The sequence below is a fragment of the Variovorax sp. 350MFTsu5.1 genome, assembly GCF_048302515.1.
Taxonomy (GTDB): Bacteria; Pseudomonadota; Gammaproteobacteria; order Burkholderiales; family Burkholderiaceae_C; genus Variovorax; species Variovorax guangxiensis.
Map to the genome: position 1 here is coordinate 1390885 of NZ_CP157620.1, position 12318 is coordinate 1403202.

A 12318-nucleotide genomic window follows, 5' to 3' on the forward strand; every position below is an offset into this window, starting at 1 on the left:
ATCGGGCCATGAACGTGGTTTTCGACCTGGGCGCCGTGCTGTTCGCATGGGAGCCCACCCGGCTTGTACAGGCCCATCTCGCCCCACACGCATCCACTGAAGCCGCCGCGGCGGCCATGGGCCGCGCGCTTTTCCATCACGACGACTGGACCAGCTTCGACTGCGGCACCCGCACGCTGGCCGATTCCATCGCCCGCATGTCGACCCGGCTGGGGCTGCCGCCCGAGCCGTTGTTCGCCATGCTCGACGGGCTGGGCGAGCGGCTGGAGCCCATCGGCGTCACCGTCGAGATGCTCGAACAGCTGATCGCCCTTCGCGACGCGGGACAGCCGCTGCGGCTTTACTACCTGTCGAACATGCCCTCGCCGTACGCCCGCGCCATCGAGCGCCGGCATTCCTTCATGGGTCGCTTCGACGGCGGCGTTTTCTCGGGCGACGTGAAGTTCCTCAAGCCCGAGCGCGAGATCTACGAGCTGCTGGCGATGCGCTACGCGCTCGATCCCGAGCAGACCGTCTTCATCGACGACTCGGCCGCCAATGTGGAGGCGGCGCGCGCCTTCGGCTGGCACGCCATCCACTGCACCTCGCCCGCCATGCTGCCCTCGCAGCTGCAGCGTTACCTGCCGGTCAGCGTCACCTTGGCGGTGTCGAACCCCAGGCTGCGGGCGTAGTCCAGCTCGGCCTGCAGCACCGCGTCGTCCAGGCGCGGCGCGCGCGAGAGCACCCAGAGGTACTCGCGGTTGGGCGTGCCGACCAGCGAGACCTGGTAGTCGCGGTCCAGCTTCAGGATCCAGTAGTCGCCCCAGACGATCGGCAGCCAGCTCAGCCACGCAGGGGCGAAGCGCACTTCGAGCCGGCCCGCGCCGGGCTGGCCCGCCACCGGAACCACGCGGGCGGTGCCCACGGCCTCGTCGAAGTTGCCGTCTTCCCTTACGCAGCGGTTGACCACGCGCACCGTGCCGTCGGGCTGGGGCGTGTACTCGGCGCTCACCGGGCCCGCGCATTGCTTCTGGAAGCGGTTCGGCAGCCGGGCCTGCTCGTGCCAGACGCCCGCATAGCGCTCCAGGTCGACCGGCGCCACCACCTGCAGTGGCGCGCGCATCAGCGGGGCGCCGTCCGCGGGGCCCGCGGGCTGGGCACGCGCCGTGCGTGCGGCACCCAGCGCGAACCACGTTGCCACCCCGCCCACGACGAAGGCCGTGGCCATCGCGCCGATCGCATGGCTGGTGCGACGGTCGTCGAAGGGCCTGACGTTGGCGGGAGGTCGGCGAGTGGTCATGGGGGCTCCTGAAGGGAAAGACTTTGCGTCTGCTGAAACTGCTGAAGACATTCGCAGTACGGCAAAGCCTAGCCGCGCGGCGGGCGCCGGGCCGTCAGCCACGGACCACAGGCGCTGTAGGGCGCCAAGGGGAGAGCCAGGGGACACCAGCGGGGGCGGAAACCGCAGAAGAAACCGACAACCCCACTCGGCTCAGGCCGATGGAGCCGCGCGGAAACCCGTGCTACGGTGCGCATGAAAACATCGGCCGACGCGCAACTGCGTGCAGGTCTTGTCACAACCGGCACAGGATAATGATTTCATGAACCAACTCGATGCACTCCGCCAGTGGACCACCGTTGTCGCCGACACCGGTGACTTCAAACAGCTCAGCATTTCCAAGCCGCAGGACGCGACCACCAATCCGTCGCTGATCCTCAAGGCCGTGCAGAAGCCCGAGTACCGGCCTCTGCTCGACGAGACCGTGAAGAAGCACGCAGGCAAGCCGCTCGACGAAGTCATCGACCGCTTGCTGGTGCGCTTCGGCACCGAGATCCTCTCCATCATCCCGGGCCGCGTCTCCACCGAGGTCGACGCCCGCCTGTCCTTCGACACGGCCGCGACCGTCGCGCGCGGCGAGCGCATCGTGGCGCTGTACAAGGCCGAAGGCATCGACACCGAAAAGCGCCTGCTCATCAAGGTGGCCTCCACCTGGGAAGGCATCGAGGCCGCGCGCCAGCTTGAGCGCAAGGGCATCCGCACCAACCTGACGCTGCTGTTCTCCTTCGCGCAGGCCGTGGCCTGCGGCGCGGCGGGCGTGCAACTGATCTCGCCCTTCGTGGGCCGCATCTACGACTGGTACAAGAAGTCGGCCGGCGCCAACTGGAACGAGGCGGAGAGCGCCGGTGCCAACGACCCCGGCGTGAAGTCGGTGCGCCAGATCTATGCCTATTACAAGCAGCACGGCATCAAGACCGAAGTGATGGGCGCGAGCTTCCGCAACGTGGGGCAGATCAAGGCCCTGGCCGGCTGCGACCTGCTGACCATCAGCCCCGAGCTGCTGGCGGAGCTGGCCGCGAGCAACGAGCCGCTGCAGCATGCGCTCGACCCCAAGGCCACCGGCGCCGACATCGCCAAGGTCAGCTACGACGAGGCGAGCTTTCGCTTCGCGCTCAATGAAGACGCCATGGCCACCGAGAAGCTGGCCGAAGGCATCCGCGCCTTCGCGGCCGACGCCGTGAAGCTCGAGAAGCTCATGCAGGAAAGCGGCAAGTAAAGATGGCCATGACCCTTCGCTGCGACCGCGCGCCGTCCTGGACGCAACTGCAGGCCGGCTTCGACACCGCGGGCCGCCAGTTCGACCTGCGTCATGCCTTCGTGGAAGACGCCGGCCGCTTCGAGCGCTTCAGCCAGGAGGCACCCTTCGTGTTCGCCGACCTGTCGAAGAACCTGATCGACGCGCGCACCGAGGAACTGCTCTTCAAGCTGGCGCGCGAATGCGGCCTGGAGGCGCATCGCGACGCCATGTTCGCCGGTGAGCACATCAACAACACCGAAGACCGCGCCGTGCTGCACACGCTGCTGCGCGCGCCGGCCGATGCGCCCACGGGCCCGAAGACGGCCAGCGAGCTGCGCGAGGTGCATGCCACGCTCGACGCGATGCTGGCCTATGCAGAGAAGGTGCGCGCCGACCACACGATCACCGACGTGGTCAACATCGGCATCGGGGGCTCCGATCTCGGCCCGCAGATGGCGGTGCTGGCGCTGGCCGAATTCGCCGCGCCGGGCAAGCGCTTCCACTTCGTCTCGAACGTCGATGGCCACGAGCTGGCCGGCGTGCTGCAGGGGCTGGCGCCCGAGCACACGCTGTTTCTCATCGCCTCGAAGACCTTCACCACCGCCGAGACGATGACCAACGCGCAATCGGCCAGGCGCTGGTACGAGCAGTCGGGCGGCACCGACATCGCAGGCCACTTCGCCGCGCTCACCACCAACGTGGAAGCGGCGAAGAAGTTCGGCATCGACACCACCTTCGGCTTCTGGGACTGGGTCGGCGGGCGCTATTCGCTGTGGTCGGCCATCGGCCTGCCGATCGCGCTGGCGATCGGTGCCGAGGGCTTCCGCCGGCTGCTGGCAGGCGCGCATGCGATGGACGAGCACTTCCGCACCGCGCCGCTGGAGAGCAACCTGCCGGTGCGCCTCGGGCTGCTCGATGTCTGGTATCGCAACTTCCACAAGTTCACGAGCCGCAGCATCGCGCCGTACCACAGCGCGTTGAAGCGCGTGCCGGCCTACCTGCAGCAGCTCGAGATGGAGAGCAACGGCAAGCAGGTCGACGCGGACGGCAAGCCGCTGGCCTTCGGCACCTCGCCGGTGCTGTGGGGCGAGCCCGGCACCAACGGCCAGCACGCCTACTTCCAGATGCTGCACCAGGGCACCGACGTGACGCCGCTCGAGTTCGTGGCGGTGCGCGATGCCTCGCACGACCTCGAAGGCCACCACCCCAAGCTGCTGGCCAATGCGCTCGCGCAGGCGCAGGCGCTGATGGTGGGCAAGCTCGACGAGGGCGGCCACAGGAACTTCCCCGGCAACCGGCCGAGCAGCTTCTTCGTGTTCGAGAAGCTCACGCCCGAGGCGCTGGGTGCGTTCCTCGCGATGTACGAGCACCGCGTGTTCACCAGCGGCGCGCTGTGGGGCATCAACAGCTTCGACCAGTGGGGCGTGGAGCTCGGCAAGGTGCTCGCCAAGGACATCGAGCCGCGCCTCGCATCGGGCGACATCACGGGGCTCGATGCCTCCACCGCGGGGCTGCTGAAGCGGCTCGGAAGCTGATCGAGGGCCGCGGGAAAAGCGATTTCGGAGCCTTTTGTTTTAAGCCAGGCTATGGCTTCCGGCTGTATTTGCCGTTGAAAGACGCATCGATATGATGGCCCCGGGAAATTTCCCTGGGACCAATCACAAAAGAGGAGTCGAACGATGGATTTTCAAACAGCGGTCAAGACCTGCTTCAACAAGTACGCCGATTTCAACGGCCGTGCATCGCGTTCCGAGTACTGGTGGTTCGTGCTGGCCGAGGTGATCGTTCTGATCGTCGCCAGCCTCATCCACCAGTACGTCTACGGCATCGCGGCCCTGGCCTTCCTGCTGCCCGCGCTGGCAGTGGGCGCCCGCCGCCTGCATGACATCGGCAAGAGCGGCTGGCTCCAGCTCCTGATGATCATCCCGATCGTCAACCTCGTGCTGATCTACTTCTACGTCCAGCCTTCGCAGCCCGCGTCCAACAACTACGGCGAAGCGCCGGTTGTCTCTGCCTGAGTCTTCCGGGATTTCAATGCAAGAGGGCCGCGCAAGCGGCCCTTTTCTTTTTGCCTTGCTTCGTGCGATGCGTCAGGCCGCCACCGCCTGTGCCTGCTCGCGCACGGGCGCGCCGCTGGCCATGCGCACGCACAGGTCGAATGCCTGCTGCAGCCCCTCGATCTTCGCGATGCCCTTGCCCGCGATGTCGAATGCGCTGCCGCTGGCCGAGGTGGCCACCGGCACCGGCAGGCCGCCGTGCAGCGTCACGCCCTGCTCGAATCCCATGAGCTTCATCGCGATCTGGCCCTGGTCGTGGTACATCGACACCACAGCATCCACGTCGCCGCGCCGCGCACCGATGAACACCGTGTCGGGCGAGAAGGGGCCGCGCGCATCGAGGCCCTCGGCGCGCAGTTGCTCGATGGCGGGCGCGATGATCTCGATCTCCTCCATGCCGATGGAGCCGCCGTCGCCCGCGTGCGGGTTGAGCCCGGTCACCGCGACGCGCGGATGCGCCACGCCCGCGCGCCGCAAGGCGCTGGCGATGATCTTCACCGCGTCGCTCACGCCCTGCACCGTGATGTGGCTGGCCACGTCCTTCAGCGGGATGTGCGAGGTCACGCGCGAAGTCCACAGCGAGCCGGTGAGGTTGAACTCGCAGACGAAGCCTTCCACCGCGAAGCGCTCCTGCATGTAGCGCAGCTCGTCCTCGTGCACCAGGCCGCCCAGGCGCAGCGAATGCTTGTTGAGCGGCGCGAAGAGGATGCCTTCGGCCTGCTCGCGCCGAACCGCCAGCGTGGCCAGTTCCAGCGCCTCGAACGAGGCCAGGCCCGAGCGTTCGTTCGATTCGCCGAGCACCGGCTCGCGACCCTCCATCCAATCCATGGCGAGGAGGGTGGGGCGCCCGTCCTCGAAGCGCACTGCATCGAGGCTGTCGACCCGCAGCGGGTTCAGCTTTTCGCCCGCGATGCGCTCGCCGGACGCGAGCACGACCGGGTCGGCGATCAGCAGTACGCGCGCGGCGTCGAGATTGCGCTGCCGCGCGAGCAGCTTCACCGCCATCTCGGGGCCGATGCCGCTCGGATCGCCGAGTAGCACGGCGATGCGGGGCTTGGCGGAGGTCACGCCTGAAGTCTTGGAGGAGGAAGGGGACATGGTGTCGGTCGGGTGCGGTTGAAGAAGAAAAGAGGGAGAAAAAGAGAGCCGGCCGCCTCATTCGGCCTTGATGTTGGCGTCACGCACCAGCTGGCCGTAGTGGTCGAACTCCTGCCGGTTCATCGCCGCGAAGGGTTCGCCGGTCAGGCCACCGGGCTCGCCGCCCAGCGCCTTGATGCGCGTCTGCACGTCGGCCAGCTTCAAGGTGCGCGAGAGCTCGGCGCTCAGCCGCTCCACCGCGGGGCGCGGCGTGCCGGCCGTGACGTACAGGCCGTACCAGGTCGACACGTCGGCGCCCTTGATGCCCTGTTCGGCCAGCGTGGGCACGTCGGGCAGCTCGGGCGAGCGCTGCGGCGCGCTCACCGCCAGCGCGCGGAACTTGCCGGCCTTGATCTGGCCCATGGCCGAGGAGGTGCTGTCGAACATCATGTCGACCTCGCCCGCGATGATGTCGACGTGCGCCTGCGAGCTGCCCTTGTAGGGCACGTGGATCGACTTCATGCCCGTCGCCAGGTTGAAGGCCTCGCCGCCCACGTGCTGCGTGCTGCCGATGCCCGAGGACGCGTACTTGAAAGCACCCGGCTTCGCGGCCATGGCCGCCACCAGGTCCTTCACCGACTTGTAGGGCGAGTTGGAGGACACCACCAGCACGTTGGGCATCACGGCCACCAGGCCGACGGGCTGCAGGTCTTTCAGCGGGTCGTACTTGAGCTTGAGGATGTGCGGCGCCACCGCCTGCGCCGTGTTGGTTGCCAGCAGCAGCGTGGCGCCATCTGCCGGCGCTCGGGCCGTGAGCTCGCCCGCGATGGTGTTGGAGGCGCCCGGCCGGTTCTCCACCACCACGGGCTGCTTCAGCGCGGGCGAGAACTTGTCGGCCAGCACGCGCGCCAGGATGTCGGTGCCGCCGCCGGGGGAGGCGCCGACCATGATGCGCATCGGCTTGTCGGGATAGGCCGGCTGCTGTGCGCCGGCTGGCGCCGCCGTGAGCAGCATGGTGGCCGCCAACCCTGCCGCGCGGGCGAGAAAAGAGGGCTTCATCGGGTCTGTCTCCTGCTTGTAGTGGGGCTAGCGTACGGAGCATCGTCCGCGCGATCCAATCGAAAAAGCCTGCGGATCCATATACTTTTGTGCATGACCCAAGGCCCCTCCGACGCCTCGCTGATGCTCCTCGTGCGGCCGCGCCAGCTGCTGCTGCTGGCCCGGCTCGACGCCCATCGCCACCTCGGCCGGGCGGCCGAGGCCATGAACATCAGCCAGCCGGCGGCCACCAAGCTGCTGCAGCAACTGGAGGATTCGCTGGGCGAGAAGCTCTTCGAGCGCCTGGCGCGCGGCATGGAGCCCACGCCCTACGGCGAGATCCTGATCCGCTACGCCCGCCGCGTGCTCAGCGACTTCGGCACCGCCCGCGAGGAGATGCTGGCGCTGCGCTCGGGCCTGAGCGGCGCCCTGCGCGTGGGCAGCGTGCCCGGCGCGGTGCCGCAGCTGCTGGCGCCGGCGCTGGTGGAATACCACCGCAGGCATCCGCAGGTGGCGGTGTCGGTGGTGGTCGAGACGAGCGACGTGATCCAGGCGCAGCTGGAGCAGGGCGACGTCGATTTCGTGCTGGGCCGACTCACCGACGGCCACGACGAGGCGAAGTACGCGAGCGTGCCGCTGCTGGGCGAGTCGCAGGTGGTGGTGGTGCGCGCGGCCCACCCGGTGTTCGAGCGCGGCAACGTCACGCTGGCCGAGATGGCGGGCTGGTCGTGGGTGCTGCAGCCGCCGGGCTCGCCGCAGCGCGGGCGCTTCGAGGCGGCGATGCGCGAGGCGGGCATACGGGAGCGGCTGGACATCATCGAAACGGCATCGCCCATTGCCATCACCGCCTTGCTGGAGAACTCCGACATGGCGGCCGTGATGCCCGCCTCGCAGGCCGGCCACTACGCCCGTCTCGGCGTGCTGCGCGTGGTGCCGGTGGAGTTGCCGGTGCGCGTGCCGCCGATCTGCCTGATCACCCGCACCGACCGGGCGCTGTCGCCCGCGGCGGCGCAGCTGCGGCGCCAGCTGCTGGGCGGCGCCTGAAGCCTTTGTGCTGCTGTTTTCCATGCTGTATTGCGTTAACTAGGGAATTCACTAGCCAACTGGTGCATGAAAGTACTGGTGATGGCGGCGGCAGTACCAAAACCGAAGGCGTGCTTCTCCAGAATTCGCGGCACGGCGACCCGACAGGAACAGGGCGTCGCTCACCTCTAGGAGACAAACATGAAGCGTTTTCTGAAAGCGGGCCTCGTCCTCGCACTCATCGGTACGGGCGTCGTCTCGCAGGCCGCCACCGAGCTCGTGATCGCGACCGTGAACAACGGCCACATGATCGAGATGCAGAAGCTCACCCCCTTCTTCGAGAAGGCCAACCCCGACATCAAGCTCAAGTGGGTCACGCTGGAGGAAGGCACGCTGCGCCAGCGCGTGACCACCGACATCGCCACCAAGGGCGGCCAGTTCGACGTGATGACCATCGGCCTGTACGAGACGCCGATCTGGTCGAAGAAGGGCTGGCTCAAGCCCATCGCCACCGACGCCGCCTACGACGTGGACGACCTGCTGCCCGCCATCCGCGACGGCCTGTCGAACGAGGGCAAGCTCTACGCAGCGCCCTTCTACGGCGAGAGCTCCATGCTCATGTACCGCAAGGACCTGGCCGACAAGGTGGGCGTGAAGTTCCCCGAGCAGCCCACCTGGGCGCAGGTGAAGGAGTTCGCCGACAAGGCCAACGACCCGAAGGCGGGCGTCTACGGCATGTGCCTGCGCGGCAAGCCGGGCTGGGGCGACAACATGGCCTTCCTGACCACGCTGGTCAACACCAACGGCGGCCAGTGGTTCGACATGCAGTGGAAGCCGCAGATCGACACCAAGCCCTGGAAGGACGCGATCACCTTCTACGTCGACCTGATGAAGAAGGACGGCCCTCCGGGCGCCTCGGCCAACAGTTTCAACGAGAACCTCGCGCTCTTCAACGAAGGCAAGTGCGCGGCCTGGGTGGACGCGACCATCGCGGCATCGTTCATCAGCGACCCGAAGCAGTCGAAGGTGGCCGACAAGGTGGCCTTCGCGCAGGCGCCCACCGCCGCCACGCCCAAGGGCGCCAACTGGCTGTGGTCGTGGAACCTCGCCATCCCGGCCAGCTCGACCAAGGACGAGGCGGCACAGAAGTTCATCAAGTGGGCCACGTCGAAGGACTACATCGCCCTCGTGGCCAAGGAAACCGGCTGGGCCTCGGTGCCGACCGGCACGCGCAAGTCGACGTATGCGAACCCCGAGTTCCAGAAGGTCGCCAAGTTCGCGGCGGCCGAGAAGAAGGCGATCGACAGCGCGAACCTGACGGACAGCACGCTGCCGAAGTCGCCATACGTGGGCGTGCAGTACGCGGCCATTCCCGAGTTCCAGGCGATCGGCGTGGCGGTGGGGCAGCAGATGAGTGCGGCGCTGTCGGGCAAGGTCACTGTGGACCAGGCGCTGAAGACTTCGCAGACGGCGGCGGAACGTGAGATGAAGAAAGCGGGCTACTACAAGTAAGCCGCTTTCTTACCCTCTCCCCTCGGGGAGAGGGCAGGGTGAGGGGGGCGGCGTGCCCACCGCATGTGTCGCATGCCCTCACCCCAACCCTCTCCCGCAAGCGGGAGAGGGGGCAACAGCCCCCAGAGAGGAACACACAATGAAAAGACTCCTGCCACGCGCCCTCATGGCGCCCGCCGTGCTCACGCTCTTCCTCTGGATGATCGTGCCGCTGGTGATGACGTTGTACTTCTCGTTCGTGAACTACAACCTCATGCAGCCCGGCGAGCGCACCTTCGCGGGCATCGAGAACTTTCACTACTTCATCACCGACCCCGACTTCTGGCCGGCCACGTGGAACACGCTGCTGCTGATCGGCAGCGTGATCGTCATCACGGTGGTGCTCGGCGTGCTGCTCGCGCTGCTGGTGAACGAGCCCTTCCCGGGGCGCGGCATCGTGCGGGTGCTGCTGATCTCGCCCTTCTTCGTCATGCCCGCTGTCAACGCGCTGCTGTGGAAGCACATGATGATGAACCCCATCTACGGCATCCTGGCCGACGTGTGGCGCGCCTTCGGCGCCGAGCCTGTCGACTGGCTCACCGACGTGCCGCTGCTGTCGGTGATCATCATGGTGGCCTGGCAGTGGCTGCCCTTTGCCTGCCTGATCTTCATCACCTCGCTGCAGTCGCTCGACCGCGAGCAGATGGAGGCCGCGCGCATGGACGGCGCGAGCGCCGTCCAGCGCTTCTTCTATCTCACCATTCCTCACCTCGCCCGTCCGATGGCGGTGGTGATCATGATCGAGATGATCTTCCTGCTCAGCGTGTTCGCCGAGATCGCCATCACCACCAACGGCGGCCCGGGCAACGAGAGCACGAACATGACCTACATGATCTTCAAGCAGTCGCTCATGAACTTCGACGTGGGCGTGGCCTCGGCGGGCGCGCTGTTCGCGGTGGTGCTGGCCAACATCGTGGCCGTGTTCCTCATCCGCATCATCGGCAAGAACCTCGATTGAGGGAGCGCACACCATGCAACAGACACAAGCTCCCAGCAACTTCCTGCCGCAGCTGCTGCGCACCGTCGGTGCGTGGGCCGTCGCGCTGCTGCTGTTCTTCCCGCTCGGCTGGCTGTTCCTCACGGCCTTCAAGACGGAGCTGCAGGCGATCCACGTGCCGCCGCTCTTCATCTTCGAGCCCACGCTCGACAACTTCGGCGAGGTGCAGCGCCGCAGCGACTACCTGCTGTACGCGCGCAACTCGCTCATCACCAGTCTGGGCTCGACCATCCTGGGCCTGCTGATCGCGGCGCCGGCCGCGTACTCGATGGCCTTCTTCCGCACGAAGAAGACGCGCGACATCCTGATGTGGATGCTCTCCACCAAGATGATGCCGGCCGTGGGCGCGCTGGTGCCGATCTACGTGATCGCGCAGACCGCGGGCCTCTTGGATTCGCTCACCGCGCTGACCATCGTGTTCACGCTGTCGAACCTGCCGATCATGGTGTGGATGCTCTACAGCGCCTTCAAGGACATCCCGCCCGAGATCCTGGAGGCCGCGCGCATGGACGGCGCCAGCCTCTGGACCGAGTTCCGCCACGTGGTGATGCCGCTGTCGGTGGGCGGGCTCGCGTCCACCGGCCTGCTGTGCCTGGTGCTGAGCTGGAACGAGGCCTTCTGGGCGCTCAACCTCAGCTCGGCCAAGGCCGGCACGCTGGCCACGCTCATCGCCTCCTACTCCAGCCCCGAGGGCCTGTTCTGGGCCAAGCTGTCGGCCGCCTCGCTGATGGCCATCGCGCCTATCGTGGTGTTCGGCTGGTTCAGCCAGAAACAACTAGTCCAGGGCCTGACCTTCGGCGCAGTGAAATGAACACCCCCAGTCTTCGCGCACTGCGTGTCGCTTCGCCAACCCCCTCGAGGGGGCGCCGCGCGCTTTCGAACAACGTCGGCGCATCGCTCGCCTGCTGGCAAAACATCAAGGAGTCGTGAATGGCCTACCTCGAACTCAAGAACATCAAGAAGAGCTTTGGTGAAGTCAACATCATCAAGGGCGTCGACCTGCAGATCCAGAAGGGCGAGTTCATCGTCTTCGTCGGGCCCTCGGGCTGCGGCAAGTCGACGCTGCTGCGGCTGATCGCGGGGCTGGAGCCGATCACCAGCGGCAACCTGCTGCTGGACGGCAAGGACATCACCTGGGCGCCGTCGGGCAAGCGCGACCTCGCGATGGTGTTCCAGAGCTACGCGCTCTATCCGCACATGAGCGTGTACGACAACATGTCCTTCGCGCTCAAGCTGGCGGGCGTCTCCAAGAGCGAGATCAAGACCAAGGTGGAGTACGCGGCGAAGACGCTGAACCTCACGCAGTACCTCGACCGCACGCCCAAGGACCTTTCGGGAGGCCAGCGCCAGCGCGTGGCCATCGGCCGCGCCATCGTGCGGGCGCCGAAGGTGTTCCTGTTCGACGAGCCGCTTTCGAACCTCGACGCCGCACTGCGCGGCAACACGCGCGTGGAGATCCACAAGCTGCACCGCGCGCTGGGCGCGACCACCATCTACGTGACGCACGACCAGGTCGAGGCCATGACGCTGGCCGACCGCGTGGTGGTGCTGAAGGACGGGCTGATCGAGCAGGTCGGCACGCCGCTGGAGCTGTACGACCGCCCGGCCAACCAGTTCGTGGCGCAGTTCATCGGCATGCCGTCGATGAACATGGTGGCGGCCAACGCCATTCCTTCCTTTTCCGCCGCGACCGGCGGCAGGCTGCCCGCCGACGGCTTCCTGGGCGTGCGCCCCGAGGGGCTGCGCGTGCATCCGAAGCAGGGCGCGCCGGTGACCGACGTGCTCGGCCGCGTCGAGCTGGTCGAGGCGCTGGGTGCCGACACGCTCATCCACGTCGACGTGGGTGGCGTGCCGCTGATCGCGCGGCAGAACGACCGCACGCCGCTGCAGGCCGGCGACGACGTGGCCGTGGAGCTCGATCCGTCGGTGCTGCATCTCTTCAACCGCGAGGGCCGCTCGGTCGCCGCGTGACCTGACCCATCTACTCCTGTCCACCGTCTTTTCAACGGACCTTCTCGTG

12 protein-coding genes are annotated in these 12318 nt (G+C 67.1%); 9 read left to right on the forward strand and 3 right to left on the reverse strand.

The window, feature by feature from the left end:
• The first annotated feature begins 8 nt into the window (after window positions 1-8).
• The gene (locus ABL843_RS06015; protein WP_418119299.1) at window positions 9-671 is read left to right on the forward strand and encodes an HAD family hydrolase; all 663 of its coding nucleotides are present in this window, start codon (window positions 9-11) and stop codon (window positions 669-671) included.
• On the opposite strand, the gene ABL843_RS06020 is transcribed toward ABL843_RS06015, so the two are convergent.
• A complete protein-coding gene (locus ABL843_RS06020) occupies window positions 617-1279 on the reverse strand; it encodes a lipocalin family protein (RefSeq protein WP_418119300.1) in 663 nt (220 codons plus the stop codon). The two genes, ABL843_RS06015 and ABL843_RS06020, sit on opposite strands and share 55 nt — an antisense overlap.
• Window positions 1280-1580: 301 nt before the next feature.
• Here ABL843_RS06020 and tal point away from each other — a divergent pair, with 301 nt between their 5' ends.
• The 3 genes from tal to ABL843_RS06035 all read left to right on the forward strand — a co-directional run bounded on the left by tal (window position 1581) and on the right by ABL843_RS06035 (window position 4573).
• The gene (tal, locus tag ABL843_RS06025; RefSeq protein WP_184635013.1) at window positions 1581-2534 is read left to right on the forward strand and encodes a transaldolase; all 954 of its coding nucleotides are present in this window, start codon (window positions 1581-1583) and stop codon (window positions 2532-2534) included.
• A 2-nt stretch (window positions 2535-2536) separates the two neighbouring features.
• On the forward strand, window positions 2537-4090 hold the full coding sequence (gene pgi, locus ABL843_RS06030; RefSeq protein ID WP_418119301.1) for a glucose-6-phosphate isomerase: 1554 nt from the start codon (window positions 2537-2539) through the stop codon (window positions 4088-4090).
• Between the two features lie 144 nt (window positions 4091-4234).
• Window positions 4235-4573 (forward strand): DUF805 domain-containing protein, encoded by a 339-nt coding sequence (locus ABL843_RS06035; RefSeq protein ID WP_126025705.1) that lies wholly within the window; start codon window positions 4235-4237, stop codon window positions 4571-4573.
• A 72-nt stretch (window positions 4574-4645) separates the two neighbouring features.
• On the opposite strand, the gene ABL843_RS06040 is transcribed toward ABL843_RS06035, so the two are convergent.
• Together ABL843_RS06040 and ABL843_RS06045 are read right to left on the reverse strand one after the other, a co-directional pair.
• Window positions 4646-5710 (reverse strand): PdxA family dehydrogenase, encoded by a 1065-nt coding sequence (locus ABL843_RS06040; RefSeq protein ID WP_418119302.1) that lies wholly within the window; start codon window positions 5708-5710, stop codon window positions 4646-4648.
• 57 nt (window positions 5711-5767) lie between these two features.
• The gene (locus ABL843_RS06045; RefSeq protein ID WP_418119303.1) at window positions 5768-6748 is read right to left on the reverse strand and encodes a Bug family tripartite tricarboxylate transporter substrate binding protein; all 981 of its coding nucleotides are present in this window, start codon (window positions 6746-6748) and stop codon (window positions 5768-5770) included.
• 93 nt (window positions 6749-6841) lie between these two features.
• Here ABL843_RS06045 and ABL843_RS06050 point away from each other — a divergent pair, with 93 nt between their 5' ends.
• The 5 genes from ABL843_RS06050 to ABL843_RS06070 all read left to right on the forward strand — a co-directional run bounded on the left by ABL843_RS06050 (window position 6842) and on the right by ABL843_RS06070 (window position 12269).
• Window positions 6842-7771, forward strand: coding sequence for a LysR family transcriptional regulator (locus tag ABL843_RS06050; RefSeq protein WP_418119304.1), 930 nt, complete (start codon window positions 6842-6844; stop codon window positions 7769-7771).
• Window positions 7772-7951: 180 nt separating this feature from the next.
• Window positions 7952-9262 carry an ABC transporter substrate-binding protein gene (locus tag ABL843_RS06055; protein ID WP_019654469.1) on the forward strand — a complete coding sequence of 437 codons (1311 nt, stop codon included), beginning with the start codon at window positions 7952-7954 and terminating at the stop codon, window positions 9260-9262.
• A gap of 139 nt (window positions 9263-9401) precedes the next feature.
• Window positions 9402-10259, forward strand: a complete 858-nt coding sequence (locus ABL843_RS06060) for a carbohydrate ABC transporter permease (protein WP_126022945.1) — start codon at window positions 9402-9404, stop codon at window positions 10257-10259.
• Window positions 10260-10272: 13 nt separating this feature from the next.
• The gene (locus ABL843_RS06065) at window positions 10273-11109 is read left to right on the forward strand and encodes a carbohydrate ABC transporter permease (RefSeq protein ID WP_126022946.1); all 837 of its coding nucleotides are present in this window, start codon (window positions 10273-10275) and stop codon (window positions 11107-11109) included.
• 119 nt (window positions 11110-11228) lie between these two features.
• Entirely contained in the window at window positions 11229-12269 is a 1041-nt protein-coding gene (locus ABL843_RS06070; RefSeq protein ID WP_418119305.1) for an ABC transporter ATP-binding protein, read from the forward strand.
• Window positions 12270-12318 lie beyond the last annotated feature (49 nt).